The sequence below is a fragment of the Mesorhizobium sp. WSM4820 genome (genome assembly GCF_055811075.1).
This window is the reverse complement of sequence record NZ_JBVVQN010000025.1, coordinates 13,197-29,340: the sequence shown is the minus strand read 5'-3', so window position 1 is coordinate 29,340 and position 16,144 is coordinate 13,197. Positions and strand designations below refer to the sequence as shown.

General features: G+C 62.6%; 15 protein-coding genes. 1 reads left to right on the top strand and 14 read right to left on the bottom strand.

Annotation, left to right across the window (positions count from 1 at the left end):
* Position 1: 1 nt before the first annotated feature.
* From tssE to tssA, 5 genes are read right to left on the bottom strand one after another with little or no spacing between them, the layout of a single operon-like run.
* On the bottom strand, positions 2–757 hold the full coding sequence (gene tssE / locus AC0L2R_RS29450) for a type VI secretion system baseplate subunit TssE (protein WP_473513146.1): 756 nt from the start codon (positions 755–757) through the stop codon (positions 2–4).
* Positions 744–1,199, bottom strand: a complete 456-nt coding sequence (locus tag AC0L2R_RS29445) for an Hcp family type VI secretion system effector (protein ID WP_473513072.1) — start codon at positions 1,197–1,199, stop codon at positions 744–746. The genes tssE and AC0L2R_RS29445 overlap by 14 nt, the downstream gene beginning before the upstream one ends.
* A 49-nt stretch (positions 1,200–1,248) precedes the next feature.
* A complete protein-coding gene (gene tssC / locus AC0L2R_RS29440; RefSeq protein ID WP_473513070.1) occupies positions 1,249–2,754 on the bottom strand; it encodes a type VI secretion system contractile sheath large subunit in 1,506 nt (501 codons plus the stop codon).
* Positions 2,755–2,757: 3 nt separating this feature from the next.
* Complete coding sequence (tssB, locus tag AC0L2R_RS29435) at positions 2,758–3,297, bottom strand: type VI secretion system contractile sheath small subunit (protein WP_027154109.1); 540 nt, start codon at positions 3,295–3,297, stop codon at positions 2,758–2,760.
* 6 nt (positions 3,298–3,303) lie between these two features.
* Positions 3,304–4,497, bottom strand: coding sequence for a type VI secretion system protein TssA (gene tssA / locus AC0L2R_RS29430; protein WP_473513144.1), 1,194 nt, complete (start codon positions 4,495–4,497; stop codon positions 3,304–3,306).
* A 332-nt stretch (positions 4,498–4,829) separates the two neighbouring features.
* On the opposite strand from tssA, the gene tssH reads away from it, so the two are divergent.
* Positions 4,830–7,595 (top strand): type VI secretion system ATPase TssH, encoded by a 2,766-nt coding sequence (tssH, locus tag AC0L2R_RS29425; RefSeq protein WP_473513068.1) that lies wholly within the window; start codon positions 4,830–4,832, stop codon positions 7,593–7,595.
* A gap of 122 nt (positions 7,596–7,717) precedes the next feature.
* Here the strand turns inward: tssH and AC0L2R_RS29420 are convergent, their stop codons facing one another.
* From AC0L2R_RS29420 to AC0L2R_RS29380, 9 genes are read right to left on the bottom strand one after another with little or no spacing between them, the layout of a single operon-like run.
* A complete protein-coding gene (locus tag AC0L2R_RS29420; RefSeq protein ID WP_473513066.1) occupies positions 7,718–8,128 on the bottom strand; it encodes a c-type cytochrome in 411 nt (136 codons plus the stop codon).
* On the bottom strand, positions 8,109–8,987 hold the full coding sequence (locus AC0L2R_RS29415; RefSeq protein ID WP_473513065.1) for a cytochrome c oxidase assembly protein: 879 nt from the start codon (positions 8,985–8,987) through the stop codon (positions 8,109–8,111). The genes AC0L2R_RS29420 and AC0L2R_RS29415 overlap by 20 nt, the downstream gene beginning before the upstream one ends.
* Positions 8,984–9,325, bottom strand: a complete 342-nt coding sequence (locus AC0L2R_RS29410) for a hypothetical protein (protein ID WP_473513063.1) — start codon at positions 9,323–9,325, stop codon at positions 8,984–8,986. The genes AC0L2R_RS29415 and AC0L2R_RS29410 overlap by 4 nt, the downstream gene beginning before the upstream one ends.
* A gap of 1 nt (position 9,326) precedes the next feature.
* Positions 9,327–9,932, bottom strand: a complete 606-nt coding sequence (locus AC0L2R_RS29405; RefSeq protein WP_473513062.1) for a cytochrome c oxidase subunit 3 — start codon at positions 9,930–9,932, stop codon at positions 9,327–9,329.
* Positions 9,929–11,905 (bottom strand): cytochrome c oxidase subunit I, encoded by a 1,977-nt coding sequence (gene ctaD / locus AC0L2R_RS29400; RefSeq protein WP_473513060.1) that lies wholly within the window; start codon positions 11,903–11,905, stop codon positions 9,929–9,931. The genes AC0L2R_RS29405 and ctaD overlap by 4 nt, the downstream gene beginning before the upstream one ends.
* Positions 11,902–12,909, bottom strand: coding sequence for a cytochrome c oxidase subunit II (gene coxB, locus AC0L2R_RS29395; RefSeq protein WP_473513059.1), 1,008 nt, complete (start codon positions 12,907–12,909; stop codon positions 11,902–11,904). The genes ctaD and coxB overlap by 4 nt, the downstream gene beginning before the upstream one ends.
* Entirely contained in the window at positions 12,906–13,439 is a 534-nt protein-coding gene (locus AC0L2R_RS29390; protein ID WP_473513057.1) for a c-type cytochrome, read from the bottom strand. Before AC0L2R_RS29390 ends, coxB begins: the two co-directional genes overlap by 4 nt.
* A 1-nt stretch (position 13,440) precedes the next feature.
* Positions 13,441–14,253, bottom strand: a complete 813-nt coding sequence (locus AC0L2R_RS29385; protein ID WP_473513055.1) for a substrate-binding domain-containing protein — start codon at positions 14,251–14,253, stop codon at positions 13,441–13,443.
* A 31-nt stretch (positions 14,254–14,284) separates the two neighbouring features.
* Complete coding sequence (locus AC0L2R_RS29380; protein WP_473513053.1) at positions 14,285–16,108, bottom strand: methanol/ethanol family PQQ-dependent dehydrogenase; 1,824 nt, start codon at positions 16,106–16,108, stop codon at positions 14,285–14,287.
* Positions 16,109–16,144 lie beyond the last annotated feature (36 nt).

Sequence of the window (16,144 nt, the reverse complement as noted above, 5' to 3'; positions counted from 1 at the left end):
CTCAGCTTTCCCTGAATTCGGTCCGCGCCAAACCGTTGTCGAGGTTGACTGTCGTGCGCAGGCGCATGCGTTCCGGCGTCGGCGTCATGATCAGCACAGCGTCTATCTCGATCTTCAGGCCCGCACTCTTGTCGCCAAGGGTCACCGCTACCTTGGTTGCGCTTTCCTTGAGACGCGGCTCGAACGTGGCAAGAACCGAGCGGATCTCGCGCGCCAGGGTATCGCGATCAAAGTCGCGCGACGAACGGCCCGAAAACGACGGCACGCCGTAGTTGACCACGCTTCGGCGCACTTCGGGAAAATCGGCCAGCGACGGCGGATTGTCTGCAGCCTGTTCGGTTTCGAAATCGGAAAGCAGCGGAACGGCTTCGAAACGCTCGGTGTTGAACAAGGCCTCGATGTCGCGCCGCACCGCCTCCCTGAGGACGCGGGCCGATACGACCACGCCACGGCTTTCGATCTCGGCGCGGTGCTGGGTTTGAAAGCCCAGGCGGTGCAGACGCCGCTTCTGATCGGATGTCAGCTCCGCGTCGGCATCGATAAGCCGCGCGCTGCCGGCAAGCAGCGAGTCCAGCCGCTCCGCGCCCAATTCGTCCTGCAGGGTATGGCGCAGCCCGTCTATCTCGGAGGTGACGCCCGGCAGGTCGTTGACGAGGCGGTCCCAAAGAGAGGGCTGGACCGCCTCGCGTTTTGCCCGCGAACTGCCGGTGACCTGCAGCTTGTCGGCGCCGGGCCGCCGCGCCTCACTTGCCGACATAGACATCCATTTCGATTTCGTCATCCTTGTCATAGACGAACTTGATCTTCTTGTAGGCGAAGCTGACCTCCTCCTCGATCAGGTCTTCCTCGTCCTTGGCCTGCGACATGTCGTATTCCATGATCGAGGCCTCGGTCAGGGTGACGACCAGATAGTCGCTGGTCTCGCCATCGATGGTCCGGCGTGCGGAGAACACCACTTCGTCCAGCGCCTTGTTGTCGAACAGCGCCTTTTTCAGATAGGGCGATGACTTGTCATAGTGCTTGGTGAACTTGATCATCCCCAGCGACACGCGACCGCGGCGCGAGAGCGAATTCGGATCGAATGGCGCGATGATCTTGTAATCGACCCCGTGGACTTCGATTTCGTCCTCATGGCCGTCTCGAACGCTTGGCCCTTTGATATCCGGAACTTTTAGAAAACCATCAATTTTCACGGGCATTGTCTTCCTCCAGCGTTTTCAAAACAAAACAGGATTATGTTGCTGCAAATCATGCCTTTACAGACGGTAGTTCAGACACCAGTCGAAGCGAGGCGTTGATGCCCTCCAGCTGGTAATGCGGGCGCAGGTAGAAGCGGGCGTTGTAGTAGCCCGGCCGACCCTCGACGCTGTCCACCTGGACTTCAGCGGCGGCAAGCGGGCGCTTGGCGCGCGCCTTGTCGTCGGCAAAGGCCGGGTTGGCCAGCACGTATCGGTTGATCCACTCGGTCAGCCAGATCTGCATGTCCGACCGCTCCTTGAACGACCCTATCTTGTCGCGCGCGATGGCTTTGAGGTAATGCGCAAACCGGGAAACCGGGAACAGATAGGGCAGGTTGGCGCTCAGCCGCTCGTTCGACTGCGCGTCGGGATCGACCAGCCGGCCGGCGCGGGTCTCGTCGTCCTGCAGCGAATGCGCACCGATAAAGGCTGCGAGATCGGTGTTCTTGCGGTGCAGGATGGGCATCAGGCCGAGCTTGGCCAGCTCCGCCTCGCGGCGGTCGTCGATGGCGACTTCCGTCGGACATTTCATCGCGATCGATCCGTCGTCGGTGGGGAAGGAGTGCACCGGCAGGTTGATGACCGTGCCGCCATTCTCGACGCCGCGGATCTGCGTGCCCCAGCCATAGAGCTTGTGGCTGCGGTTTATGTTCACGCCCATCGGGAAGGCGGCGTTCATCCAGACATATTTGTTGTGGTCGCCCTGGACCTCTTCCTCGAAGGTGAAACCCTTCACCGGAACGGTATCCGTGCCGTAGGGAAGCCGTGCCAGGACACGGGGCATCGTGAGGCCGATATAGCGCGCATCCTCGCTCTCGCGCAGCGATTGCCACGAGGCGTAGGCGGCGTTGGAGACGATCTGCTGCAGATCCTGCGGGTTCGGCAGTTCCTGCCAGCTGTCCATGCGGAACAGGCGCGGCGAGGCCGCCGCGATGAACGGCGTGTGCGCCGAGGCGCAGACGCCCGAGATGTTGCGCAACAGGCCGACGTCACGCGGATGGTTGGAGAATTCGTAGGCGCCGATCAGGCAGCCGATCGGCTCGCCGCCCAGCATCGAATACTCGTCCGTATAGACCTTCTTGAAGATCGGGCTCTGGTCCCACATCTGGCCTTCATAGTCTTCAAGCGTGTCGGCGAGCTGCTCCTTGGAAATGTTCATCACCCGGATCTTCAGCTTCTGATCCGTCTCGGTGTTGTTGATGAGATACCACAGGCCGCGCCATGTGCCTTCCATTTCGCGCACTTCCGGCGCGTGCAGGATCTCGTTGACCTGCTCCGACAGCATCTTGTCGATGCCCGCGATCAGCGACTTGATCGACTTGATCGCGTTGGACGAGATGGTCGTGGTGTCGGATCGCGACTGTGCCGCCAGCGCGAGGTTGCGAACGAGCTGCTGCAGCTTCTCGCTGTCGTCCTTCTTGACCTTGAAATCCTTTTCCAGGAGCCCGCTGAATTCTCCGAGATCGATGGTCTCCGCCTCGGCGGCGACGGCTGCGGTCTTTTGCTGTTCGGCCATGACTTACACCTCAACCTTGTCTTCGTCCGACAATGCCTGGCTGGCGATTTTGCCAAGAAGCGGCTCGTTGTTCAGAAGCTGCGCTATGCGCTTTTCGGCGTCGACGCGGCCATCCATGAAGCCGAGCAGTTCTTCGAGCTGGCGACGCATCTTGAGGATCTCGGCCAGTTGCGGGACTTGCTCGGCAATCTTGTCCGGGGCGAAATCGCCCATCTTGGTGAAGGTAAGATCGAGCGCCAGCTCTTCATCCCGCTCGGCGCCCTCCGCCTGGGGCAGCGTATTCTTGACGCGGGCTTTGACGCGCGGTCCAAGCGCCTCCATGAAACGCGGGAAGCGGTTCGCGTCGGTCTCGACAAAGGAGCGGTCCAGCACCGACTTCATCGCTTCCTTGGTCTGTGAAGCGCCGGAGAGATCGGCCATCACCCCCATGACGAACGGCAATTCGATCGTCGTCGGGCTGCCATAGGTTTCCACGTCATAGGCGATCTGCACGCGCGGAGCGCGGTTCCGTTCGATGACTTTCGCTTTGCTTTCAGCTGCCATGGCTCGTTACCTTTCATCCTTCTGGGCCGTCTTCTTGGCATCGGGAACGCCGGCAAGCAGCCGGAATTCCTTCAGCCCCGACGGGGCGAGATCTTCCATCAGTTCAACGAAATCCATATGCACCATCCGGCGCACCCGGCGGGCCAGGTGCGGGATCGGGCTCGACGGTTCGGTGCGGTCATAAAAGGCGACGACGAGGTCGAGGCATTTCACGACGTCGTCGCGCGAGGAAATCCGCTCCGGCAGCCCCGTGCTCGGTTCCGCGTAACTCGCCAGACTTGCCATAGTATCGGCTCCATGGCCCTTTGCAGGCATTTGACCGTTTCGAGCAGGCATTTCCGGATCTGCAGTCGTGGGGGCTGGCTCGGCTGCGCCGTTCGTCGCGGTCTCGATTGCCGAATTCCGTTCGAGGGTCGACAGCAAACGCTGCAGAAACCGCTTCAATTCCGGAACAGCGGCGCCACCGCCCTGCAGACGGACGTTGAGAGCCGTCTCGACCGCATCAAGAGCCGTGATCGCCGCTTGGGCATCGGCAACGAGCGACATCATCTCCGCATTGGCTTGATCGGCCTGCGCCTTGCACCCGCTATGAACCCGGTTCAGCAGTTGACCGTGCGCGCTGGCCAGCGTTGCCTTTTCCGCCGCATTCAATCCCGAAGCCGCTTCCAGAAGCATGACCCGTTCGTCGAGTGCGGCTTGTTCCAGATCGCGTCCGCTGATCGGTCCGATAGGGCGCGGCGCGAAGAAAATCATTCGCCGCAAGTCCGCCAGCAGCCCGTCCTGGCCATTCTGGAGGTCGAGCAGGGCGTTGATGCGACGCAAGGCGGAGTCGCGTGGTGAAGGGCTCGGCCGCAGGGCCGGGTGCATGGTCTCCCAATGCTGATCGAAGCTCCGCGCAACAAGGGTCAGGCCATGCGCGAGCCCGGCGAGCCGCTGCTCATTGGCCAGCGCGCGCGTGACAATGACGAGCAGGCGCAGATCCCGGCCATGCGCACGCAATTCCTCCGCCTTGTCGAGGACGGCAGGCCAGTCGACCGGAATGGTGCTTTGCGACGAGGGCTGGTTGTGGCCGCCATGGACGACCTTGACCTGCGGCTCGGTGAGACGCTCCAGCTCATGAAAGGCTGGATCGTTGCGCAAATCCTCCCCCGACGGATTTTCACCGTCCAGCGGATTCAGCCAGAGTGCGAGATCGATCACACCATCCCCCGCGCGCGGCTCTTGGGCCGTGCCTGACCCAACGTTACCACACTGCGACACTTTACCACAATTTAGTTGATGCTCAATCTTAATACGAGCCTGCAACCGGCGCGCTGGGCTCGAAAGCGCCGGCTCGATTGTCGAACCCTGTCGGTGAATGCATCGCCGACAGGCGGGGCGTTCGATGGCGTTGCAGCCGATGGCGCCGGCGCCCGCCGGGACGGAAGAAATCGACTGAATCGAACACCCGGACGGCCCGCTCATAAACGCTCTTTGTCAAGTCGCTGCTTATGTGGCAGTTTGTTGGCTGGCAGATTGGAGGGGCAAGTTCGATGGAACAGCGCCGGTCGTCGCAGAGCTTTAAACGCAAGGAACTGGTCGGCAAGCTCAATCCCATCTGTTTGCGCGCCTTCAAGGCTGCGGCCGACACCGCCAAGCTGCGCGGCAATCCTTATGTCGAGCTCGTTCACTTCATCGAGCAGCTGGTGCTTTCAGAGCGCTCGGATGTGCAGCTGATACTGGCAGACGCCGGGGTGGATGCGAGCCGGCTCACGGCCGATATGACCCGCGCCGTCGACAAGCTGCCTTACGGCGCCACTTCGATCGAGGAATTTTCCGATCATATCTTTCACGCCATCCAGGAGGCCTGGGGCCTGGCGGGACTGGAATTCAGCGTCGAGGAAGTGCGCAGTGCGCATATTCTGCTCGCCTGCCTGAAGACGCCGGTGCTGGAAGGCCTGCTGTCGAAGATCAGCGGCGAATTCGACAAGATCGATGCGCAGGCCGTTATTGCGCGGTTCGCGGACGTCATGGAGGGTTCGCTCGAAGCCGGCGCCGCGACTGCGGTTGCCGCCGCCGAAACGCCGCGGCGGGCTCCGGGCGGGGATTCGGCGCTGGCCAAATATGCCACCGACCTGACCCAGCGCGCCCGCGACGGCAAGATCGATCCGGTCGTCGGCCGCGATCCCGAGATCAGGCAGATCGTCGACATCCTGATGCGGCGCCGGCAAAACAACCCGATCCTGACCGGCGAGGCGGGGGTCGGCAAAACCGCGGTCGTCGAGGGCTTTGCCTTGCGCATTGCCGAAGGCGACGTGCCGCCGACGCTGCAGGGCGTCAGCGTGCGCATGCTCGATGTCGGCCTGATGCAGGCGGGCGCCAGCGTAAAGGGCGAATTTGAAAAACGGCTGAAGGCGGTCATTGACGAGGTGCAATCCTCGGAAATGCCGGTCATCCTCTTCATCGACGAAGCGCACACCTTGATCGGCGCCGGCGGCGCGGCAGGAACCGGCGATGCGGCCAATCTGCTGAAGCCGGCGCTGGCGCGCGGTGAGCTTCGCACCATTGCAGCAACGACCTGGGCCGAATACAAGCAGCACATCGAGAAGGACCCGGCGCTTACCCGTCGCTTCCAGGTCGTCAAGATAGATGAGCCGTCGGAAGCGGTCGCCGTTCTCATGCTGCGTGGTGTCGCCGGTGTTCTTGAGCAGCATCACAAGGTGCAGATACTCGATGAGGCGATCGAGGCGGCCGTCAGCCTCTCCCACCGCTACATCCCGGCGCGGCAACTGCCTGACAAGGCGGTGAGCCTTCTCGACACCGCCTGCGCCCGTGTCGCCATTTCGCAGCATGCCACCCCGGCCGAGGTCGAGGACATCATGCGCCGCCGCCAGGCGCTGGAGGTCGAGCGCGCCATCATCGGCCGCGAGGCAGCGATCGGCATCGACGTGGCCGACCGGCAGGCTCGGGTCGAAACCGGGCTTGCCGAGACCGAACTCACGCTTGCTGCCGCGCAGCAACGCTGGGATCGGGAAAAGGCGCTGGTTGGCGAGATACTGGAACTGCGCGCCAGGCTGCGCGGCGAGGGTGTGCCGCTCGACGCCGTGGAGCCTTCGGGGGCGGTGGCCGAAACCGCAGGCGCCGATGTATCTGAGATCAAGGCGCCCGAACCCGATGCGCCCGAAACCGATACGGAAGCAACGGCCGCTGCCGGTCCTTCTCCACCCGACCCGGCTGCCGCTCTCGCGCGGCTGCGCGAGCTCATGGCCGAACTCGCAGAAGCGCAGGGCGAGACGCCGCTGATCCTGCCGTCGGTCGACCGCAACGCCGTGGCGGCGGTGGTGCAGGACTGGACCGGCATCCCGACTGGCCGGATGCTGTCGAGCCAGACCGAAAAGGCGCTGCGGCTCGCCGTCACGCTGTCCGAGCGCGTGGTCGGTCAGGATCACGCCATGGAAATGATTGCCAAGCGCGTGCAGACCAGCCGCGCCGGGCTCGGCGCGCCCGAAAAGCCGGTGGGGGTGTTTTTGCTCTGCGGTCCCTCGGGCGTCGGCAAGACCGAGACCGCGCTGGCCCTGGCCGAGACGCTCTATGGCGGCGAGCAGAACCTCATTTCGATCAACATGTCCGAGTTCCAGGAGGCGCATACGGTCTCAACCTTGAAGGGCGCGCCACCCGGATATATCGGCTACGGCAAGGGCGGCATCCTCACCGAGGCGGTCCGGCGCAAGCCCTATTCGGTGATCCTGCTTGACGAGGTCGAGAAGGCGCATCCGGACGTGCACGAAATCTTCTTCCAGGTCTTCGACAAGGGAATGATGGACGACAGTGAAGGCCGGCGGATCGATTTCAAGAACACGCTGATCCTGCTCACCTCGAACGTTGGTTCCGAAGTCATCATGGACAGGACCAGCAGCGGCACGGTGCGGGCGGGGCTCGACGATCTCGACACAGCACTGCGCGCCCCGCTGCTGAAGGTTTTCCCAGCGGCCTTTCTTGGCCGGGTGGTGACCATCCCTTATTACCCGCTCTCGGACATGATGATCGAAGCGATCACCCGCCATCAGTTCGCCAAGATCGCCCGCCGCCTGCGCTCGAGCAACGATGCCGAGTTGGTGATCGGTGACGGTGTCATGGATCTGGTCAAAGCCCGCTGCACCGAGATCGAATCCGGCGGGCGAATGATCGACGCCATTTTGACTAACACGCTTCTGCCGGAGTTGAGCCGTGGCGTGCTGAACCGGTCGCTCGAGGGCGAGAAGATGACGAAGGTGACGGTTGGAGCCTCCGAAGGAGGTTTCACCTATTCCTTCGAATAGCTGAGCAGCAATCTGTAGTTTGCCGGAGCCGTAGGACCGCTAGGGATTAATCCCGCCGCGTTTTACGGTCAGCTTCGAGAAGATTCGCGCGAGGTACTGATCGAGACGACAAGCTTTGTGGTTCATCTGAGCGCATACAAATAGGCCGCGACATCGCGAGCCTCCTGCTCCGAAACGCCGGTCGAAGGCATCGCCGTATGTGGATTGATTTGCCTGGCGGCGCGAATCCAGCGGATCAGGTTCTCCGGATTATTGGGCAGAATCCCGCCGACATAGACCTTGGTGGCTAGGGTGGAGTCCAGGCGCGGGCCGACCAGTCCATGCGCGCCGGGGACGCCGGTGATCGTATGGCAACCGGCGCAACCATTGGCCATCATGATCGGTATGGCACGGGCAGCAATGCCACCGGTTGCATTGTTCGCTTCCCGTTCGACCCTATCGGTGCGTTGCGACCACCATGTCAGCGCCGCTAAAGCTGCAAGTGCAACAACGGTGCTCATGCCGAAAATTAACCTAGACAGGTCGGGACGCATGCGACGCCTCCCGGCTTCTCTGTCCGCTCGAGCGGATCCACAAGCCCGCCAGCAACAAAGCAGCTCCGCCGTAGATCAGGCCGGCCGGAACCCACATTAGCAGGCCGGCGAGTTGCTGGTCCTCGAGCGGACTGAGGTGCCACAGTTCCGCGCCGGCGGCATTTTCGGGGTACCAAAGTCTCGGCGAGACTAGGAGCAGCACGCCGAGCAGACCGGTGTGCAGCGAGGTGAAGAAGAGATGCATGACTGCGCTGCCATAGGCTTGTTCAGGGCCTGGGCGCGGCAGCATCGCCCACCAGAACAAGACACCGGTGCCGAAGAAGCTGGCATGCTGGGCATAATGCAGGAAACCGCGTTCGAGCGCAGCCTCGAACAGCACCGGCACGTGCCACGCCCATATTGCGATGGCGTGCAGCATGGTGGCGGCGATGGGACGGCTGGTCGAGGCCCAGACTGCCCGAAGCATTTTGGCGTGCCCGGCTGCGCCAAACGTGTGCCGTAGCGAGATCGGCAGTGCCCACATCATCGCAGCCACCGGACGGGAAGCGACCAGCAGAGGCGCTGCGACCGCCATCAGCAACTCGTGCTCGATCATATGTGCGGTGAATATGCGCTCGGCCAGTGCATGAAGCGGGCTGACGAGTGCAGAAGCCAATACCGCCCAGCCGGCAGCGAACAGCAGGGCCTGTCGTGATCGCAACGGGCGGCTGCGCCCACTCCTACGCCACAGTCGAACGGCGCCCGTCGCATAGAGCAATGCGATGGTTGCCAACGGCAGCGAGATCGGCAGCGCCAGCGTCCATCCCGGGGCGGTGCCGCCATAGCAGATCGAGGCCGAGAAGAGCGCATCAAAGCTCATCGCATGCACTCGTCGAGAATGAGCGAGGCGGCGCCTTGCATGATTATGACCAGCGCAAACAGTACAGCGGCCAGCATGCCAAGATTGGCGACGAACGCCTCAGTGTCGCGCGTGCGCTCTGGTTTGAAGGAGGCGCCGCCCTGTTGCCGCGCCCGCCACGATAACGCTCCGCCAACCAGAGACATTACGGCAAGCACCAGTGCTATGAAGGGTATGACAGGAAGCCGGTGGGCGCACTGCCATTCCACAACGACGTAATTCAGTTGCGTCGATACGGCCCAGGCCAAAGGCCCCGACACGAGACCGCCCCATGAGGTCCCTGACTGAAGCGCGCGCATCTCAATCCAGCCTCGGCATCCAGTAGATTAGGAGATAAATCGGAATCCAGGTCACGACTACGAAGTCCCAGTAGAAGACGTTGTCACCGACGTCAGCGAAACGACGGCCACTGTTGGCATGGCGCGTGAACATCAAGACGGTCAACACCAGCGTGTCGCCGACATCGGTGATCAGGTGAGCGGTGTGCAAGCCGAGCAAGACCCAGAGCATCGAGCCGTAGGCGTTGGTGTCCCAATAGATGTTGAGGGCTGGAAACTCGAACCAGCGCACGACAAGCGGCGCGATCCCGAACAGCGACATGGTTACAAGGCCAATGCGCACTGGCAGCATCGCGCAAGCCTCGGCGTTGCGTTTCAACACGTGGTTGGGGACCAGGCTGGCGAGCAGCAAAAGCGTCACGATCGTGCCCGGCCAGTGGTTCGGCGCCGAAGCGCTCAACGGCCATTGCGGTGACAGGTAGGCGAGGTAGAGATAACTCCCCGCCGCAAGCGCAAATCCCATGCCTTCGAGCGCCATGAAGGCGAGAGTGCCCCACCAGGTCGGGGTACGCGGTCCGTGCCCAAAGGTCGGGAGCTCGGAAAGATCCATGGCCGGACGCTGCTTCATTCCTCGTCCTCCGCACCGCCTTTCGGCCAAAACCAGCCGATCAACGTGACCGCGATCGGGCCCGCTCCCCAAACCACTGCCCATGGGCTGAAGATCGAGTAGAGAAAGGTAGCCGCCACTGCGAGCGCGGCGAATAGCGGCCAGACCGACGGCGTTGCCGATTTTTCGCGCACGTCGGGATGCGCCTCCGCCACTGTCGAGGTGACCAGTTCGCGTGCGTCGACCCGAAGCCCCGTCGCGACCGCAAGCGTTCCGCGTTCGGCCCATAGCGGCTCGACGTGCGTCAGGACAGGAATGCGGGGGAAATTGTAACTCGGCGGCGGCGATGACGTCGCCCATTCCAATGTGCCTGCATTCCAGGGGTTGCCGCCGGCCGGGGCGCCCCTCCAGGCGCTGTGCACCAGATTAATGGTGAAAAGCACGAAGCTCACGAACAGAACGACGGCGCCAGCGGTGATGAACAGGTTGATGTCACCCCAGCCGAGTTCCGCCGGATAGGTGTATACCCGTCGCGGCATGCCCCAGATGCCGACAATGTGCATCGGGAAGAACGCCGCATTGAAGCCGAAGAAGGTGAGCCAGAAATGCCAGCGCCCGATGCGCTCGTTCATCATTCGGCCGGTGATCTTGGGAAACCAGAAATAGGCGCCGCCCAGCAAGGGAAATACCGACCCGCCGATGAGCACATAATGGAAATGCGCGACCACGAAATAGGTGTCGTGAACTTGCAGGTCCAACGGCACCGAAGCCAGCATTACACCAGTCAGGCCACCGGCGATGAAAATGAAGAAGAAGCCGAACACGAACAACAGTGGCGTCCTGATCACCGGCCGGCCGTCCCAGAGCGTCGCCAGCCAGCAGAATATCTGCAGTCCGTTCGGAATGGCAATCAGCATGCTCGATGCGGTGAAGAAGCTCGCGCCGAGCTTAGGCAGGCCGGTGGTGAACATGTGGTGGACCCAAAGGCCGAACGACAGGAATCCAATGGCGATCAGCGACAGCACCAGCCCCAGATACCCAAACACCGGGCGCCGCGCGAAGGCGGCGATGATCGAGGACACCATCCCGGTCGCCGGCAGGAAAATGATGTAGACCTCGGGATGGCCGAAGAACCAGAAAAGATGCTGGAAGAGCAATGCGTCGCCGCCTTCGGCGGGGTTGAAGATGTGGGTGCCGACCAGCCGGTCCAGGATCAGGAATGTCGAGGCGATCATGACCGCCGGCATCGCGAACACGACGACGAAGGAGGTGACCAGCATCGCCCAGACGTAGAGCGGGATCTTGTCAAGCGACATGCCAGGGGCGCGCTGTTTCAGAACCGTCACTATGGTTGCGACCGCGACCGCGAGTGCAGAGATTTCGGTGTAAGTAATCATCTGCGCCCAGACGTCGGCGCGCTTGCCTGGTCCGAATTCGGGACCGGACAGCGGCACATAGGCGAACCATCCGACATCAGGCGCCATGTTGAGCGCGAACGACACCCAGGCGAACATGCCTCCGGACAGAAAGATCCAGAAGCTGAAGGCGACAAGGCGCGGAAACGCGATATTGCGGGTGCCGACCATCAGCGGCACAAGGTAGATGCCGCTCGCCTGCACGATCGGCACCGCAAACAGGAACATCATTGTCACGCCATGCATCGTGAACAACTGGTTGTAGAGGTCTGGCCCGATCAGCCCGCGCTCGGGACCCGACAGTTGAATGCGCATGGCGACCGCGTTCAGCCCACCGAGGCACAGGAACACGAACGCGGTGATCAGGTAGCGCCGCGCAACGATTTTGTGATCGACGGTCGAAAGGGCTCCGATGATGTCAGGTGCGGTTTGCCAAGTTCGGGCAAGCCAGCGGTCAAGGCTGGCATCGTCGAGGCCGGTGTCGCGCGGGCCGTCGCGCTCAGGGGGCAAATCCCCTTTTGAGGCCAAGTCACGGTTGTGGGTCGCGTCACCCTCGTGGGCGAGGTCGGCGCCACTCATCGCAAGCCCTCGAGATAGGCGACGATCGCATTCAACTCGTCGCCGTTCAGATCCACAACCGGCATATGGGTGCCCGGCTTGATCCCCTGCGGATCGGCTACCCATGCCGCAAGGTTGCCGCGGCTCATCGTCAGCGTTCCAGCTGCCAGCGTTTGCCTGCTGGCCACATGGGTCAGGTCTGGGGCGACCGTGCCGCCGGCGATGGTGCCGCCGATCTTGTGGCACATCACGCAGGGCCGCTTGATGAACAGGTCATGGCCCGCTTTCGCCTCGGGCGAGGCAGGCGGGGCGGCGGGCTTCAACTGGTCGTTCAGCCAGGCGTCGAAGACGGACCGGGGCTCGGCGATGACGAAGGTGCTCATATTGGCGTGCTGAGCACCGCAGAACTCGGCGCATTGGCCCCGAAAAACGCCGGGTTTGTCCGCCTTGAGATCAAGAACATTCTCGAGGCCCGGAACGAGGTCCAGTTTGCCGGCCAGATTCGGCACCCAGAAAGAATGGATGACGTCGGTCGAGGTCAGAATGAGCCGCACCGGCTCGCCTGCCGGGATATGGATCTCGTTGGCGGTCGTCAGAATGCGGTTCGGCTGGCTGTTTTCATAGCGCACCTCCCACCACCACTGATGCCCGGTCACGCGGATTGTCAGCGCGGCATCCGAGCCGATCGCAGCAAGCGTCCTGTTGGCGAAGAAGCTCAACAGCGTTAGTCCGATCAGGATCACCGTGGTCGCACCGAGCGCCGCAAAAACAATGCGTGCCTTGTGGCGCTCGGAAGCAGCGTTGAGGACAAGCGGATCGCCGAGCGGTCGTGCGCGCCGGATCAGGGTAATCATCAGCACGATCATCACCAGCAGCCAGACCACGGTGCAGAGAGCGGTGAAGAACCAGATCAGCCACGCGAGCTCGCCCGCCGCCGGGCCCTTCGGATCAAGGGCGGATTGCCACCCGCTGCATCCTGCGAGGGGCAGAATGGCGCCGCACACCACCCAAACCAGCCGTCTCACGGCGACTTCCCCAGTGTCGCGGCATTTGGCAGGCGATTTTCGGATGGGTGCGCCATCATGTCGTCGTTGCGCCCGGGCGCGGCGGAGGAGGGTACGTTGCCGCTCAGCGAGCGGACAAACGCGGCAAGCTCCCAGATCTGGTCGTCGGGGATCCTGTCACGGAAGCTCGGCATCCCGTTCGGGCGCCCGTCTCTGACAGTGGCGTGAATACTTTCGATCGAACCGCCGTAAATCCACTTTTCGTCCATGAGCGCTGGTCCCATGCCGCCACCGCCGTTGGCATGGCATCCCGAACAGTTGAACCAGTTGAACAGACGTTTGCCCTGGCTAAGATGAAAGGCGTTTGCCTCGAACGCTGCTGCCTTGCTGTCGGACGGAGACGGCCGCTCGCCGCCTGGCTCAAGGGAAGTGACCGGCGTCGGTTGCTTGCCGGAGCCGAGCGACGACTGAGGGCGGGTGTCGCGTTCCTCGCGCTGGCATCCGGCAATGGCGAGCATTGCGAACAACAGCAACGGAAGGCCGCGGTTCATTTCACGGTGCTCCAGCAATATCGAGCCGGGGCATGCCATACTGCGCCAGAATCGCGTCGATCTCGGCGCGGTGCTTTGCGAGGGCAGCGTCCACTTCGCCGCGCAGCGCATTATCCTCATGACGCACGCCCATTGAGATGTCGTAGACCATCGGCAATTGCGGACCGTCCATCCGCGGTTCAACCGGCGTAATCCTCAGCGCTGCCTTCTGTCTGGCGGCAAAGTAGCCGGCCAGCGGACCCCAGACGACGGCCACATCGACATCGCCGCTCGCGACCGCTTCGATGATGCGCGCCGGTGGGTTCGGCGCAGAATAGTCGCCATACACCGGGAAGCCGATGAGATGGCCGACGATCCCGCGGCGCCCGAGCGCCTGGACGGGTGGGGAGTTGGCGCCGTCGTCACCGATCAGCTGGACACCGATGCGCAGATCGCGCAGGCGAGGATCGTTGAACGACCTGACTTCCGGCGCCTCCTTGCGCGTCACGAAAACGTAGGACGAGCGGTAATATGGCGCAGTGGTGCGCAGCAGTTCAAGGTTGGCGGGCGTGCCGGGCACGAGTTCACACAGACCGGCTTTCAACGTGTTGCGGATGAAGCCGCGGCGCTGCGCCCACCAGGTATAGGAAATCGTTGCGCCAAGTTCCCTGGCGACAATCCCCGCGATCTTGTTTTCGAAGCCTTCACGGCGGGCGTTGGAGAAGGGCATGTTGTTGGGATCGGCGCACACCCGCAGCTCGCGCGCATTCGCCAGGGCGGGAACAAGGCACAAGGCCAGTACGCCGATTGTCGCGACAAGATGGCGGGAACGCATGCTCCGCCGTCGCGCAGGCCGGTCGATCGCTTCAAGGCAGCCGGAATACATACAGCGTACCTCCCGGCGTGGTTACGTCCTTCAGGTCCTTCATGACGTTGGCAAAGCCGAGCGCAGCGGTGGCGTCGCGCGGGTCGAGATCCCCCGACACAATGGCGCCTGCCCAGCCACCGACACCTGACAGGATCGCGACATATTGGCGCCCGTCGGGACCGCGATAGGTGATCGGCTGGCCGATGATGCCGGAAGAGGTCTTGAACTGCCAAAGCAGTTTCCCGGTCGTGGCACTCACCGCCTTGAACCAGCCTTCCATGGTTCCGTAGAATACGACATTGCCGGCTGTAGCGGCGGCGCCGCTCCAAACCGGAAAGTTCTCCTTCAGGATCCACGCCGGCTTGGCGGCGGCGACATCCCAGGCGGTGAATGCACCACGATGTCCGCCCGGCCCGGGGATCATGCGGACGTTCATGCCCACATACGGCGTGCCGGCGATGTAGTTCACCTCGACGCCTTCTTCGTCCATGCACAGATTGCTGTGCGGGAGGTAGAGCAAGCCGGTCTTGGGCGAGAATGCCGAGGGCTGCCAATCCTTCAGGCCGGATGCGGTCGGGCAGATGTTACGCACGACCTTGCCGGTGCTGGTCTCTTTCTCGGGATTTGCAATCAGCCGGCCCGTCTTGAGGTCGACCCCCTTGCTGGAATTGACTGGCCCGAATGGTACCGCGGACAGGACTTCGCCCGTCGTGCGATCCAGCAAGTAGACATAGCCGTTGCGTTCCGGGCGGACGAGCACCTTGCGAGGCTTACCCTGCCAGGTCATATCCAGCAGCACCTGCTCGTTGACGCCATCGTAATCGTGCAAATCGTGCGGGGTCCACTGATAGAACCATTTCGCAGTTCCGGTGTCGGGATCCCGGGCAAAGATGCCGGACGTCCACTTGTTGTCGCCCGGTCGCAGGTCGGGATTCCATGGACCGGGGTTGCCGGTGCCATGAAAGATAAGGTCCTGATCGGGGTCATAGGAAATCCAGCCCCACACATTGCCGCCGCCCATTTTCCAGGCGTCCGGCGGCCACGATGTGACGCCGAGATCCTTGCCCTTGTCCATATCGTAATGCGGCTTGAAGCCGGGGCCGATCAGCACCTCGGCATCCGGGCCGGTGCTGTAGGCAGTCCAGATGACATGCCCGTCACCAGCGTCAAGCGCCTTGATCCAGCCGCGCACGCCCAGTTCGCCGCCGGAATTGCCCACCAGAATCTTGCCCTTTACCACCAGTGGCGCCATGGTGATGGTCTCGCCGATGTTGATGTTGCCGATAGGGGTGTTCCAGATCGCTTTGCCGGTCGCTGCGTCGACCGCGATGGCGTGCCCGTCGAGCGTGTTGAAGTAGATACGCCCGTCGGAGAAAGCCGCACCCCGGTTGACCACGTCGCAGCAGGCAACACCCTGCGCTGCAGGTTCGGGATTGGGCTCGAACTTCCACTTCATCGGCGCGCCGGGTCTGGCGAGATCAAGCGCGTAGAGAATATTGGGAAAAGGCGTCACGATATACATCGTGTCGCCGACAACCAGCGGCGCAGCCTCCTGGCCCTTGTTCACGCCGGTCGAGAAGGTGAAGGCCACCTGCAGGGTCTTGACGTTGTCTTCGGTGATTTCAGCCAGTTCGCTGTAGCGGGTCGAGGCATAGTTCTTCGCCGGCATCGTCCACTGGCCATCGTCGGATGGGGCGGCTGCAGCAGGCGGCCTTATTGCAGGCTCCGCCGGCTGGGCGACGGCTCCGGCCACGAGCGAGAAGCTCGCCAGCAAGGTCCAGCCGATCACCCTCGATTTGGTCCGACCATCTATCCTAGCCATCGCCCTGTATCCCTCTGGCAGGCGCCCCAACCTTCG

Excerpts from the sequence above, each read along its gene's own strand:
- tssE (WP_473513146.1), bottom strand. The coding sequence starts at position 757 with ATGTCGGCAAGTGAGGCGCGGCGGCCCGGCGCCGACAAGCTGCAGGTC.
- AC0L2R_RS29445 (WP_473513072.1), bottom strand. The coding sequence starts at position 1,199 with ATGCCCGTGAAAATTGATGGTTTTCTAAAAGTTCCGGATATCAAAGGG.
- tssC (WP_473513070.1), bottom strand. The coding sequence starts at position 2,754 with ATGGCCGAACAGCAAAAGACCGCAGCCGTCGCCGCCGAGGCGGAGACC.
- tssB (WP_027154109.1), bottom strand. The coding sequence starts at position 3,297 with ATGGCAGCTGAAAGCAAAGCGAAAGTCATCGAACGGAACCGCGCTCCG.
- tssH (WP_473513068.1), top strand. The coding sequence starts at position 4,830 with ATGGAACAGCGCCGGTCGTCGCAGAGCTTTAAACGCAAGGAACTGGTC.
- AC0L2R_RS29420 (WP_473513066.1), bottom strand. The coding sequence starts at position 8,128 with ATGCGTCCCGACCTGTCTAGGTTAATTTTCGGCATGAGCACCGTTGTT.
- AC0L2R_RS29415 (WP_473513065.1), bottom strand. The coding sequence starts at position 8,987 with ATGAGCTTTGATGCGCTCTTCTCGGCCTCGATCTGCTATGGCGGCACC.
- AC0L2R_RS29410 (WP_473513063.1), bottom strand. The coding sequence starts at position 9,325 with ATGCGCGCGCTTCAGTCAGGGACCTCATGGGGCGGTCTCGTGTCGGGG.
- AC0L2R_RS29405 (WP_473513062.1), bottom strand. The coding sequence starts at position 9,932 with ATGAAGCAGCGTCCGGCCATGGATCTTTCCGAGCTCCCGACCTTTGGG.
- ctaD (WP_473513060.1), bottom strand. The coding sequence starts at position 11,905 with ATGAGTGGCGCCGACCTCGCCCACGAGGGTGACGCGACCCACAACCGT.
- AC0L2R_RS29390 (WP_473513057.1), bottom strand. The coding sequence starts at position 13,439 with ATGAACCGCGGCCTTCCGTTGCTGTTGTTCGCAATGCTCGCCATTGCC.
- AC0L2R_RS29385 (WP_473513055.1), bottom strand. The coding sequence starts at position 14,253 with ATGCGTTCCCGCCATCTTGTCGCGACAATCGGCGTACTGGCCTTGTGC.
- AC0L2R_RS29380 (WP_473513053.1), bottom strand. The coding sequence starts at position 16,108 with ATGGCTAGGATAGATGGTCGGACCAAATCGAGGGTGATCGGCTGGACC.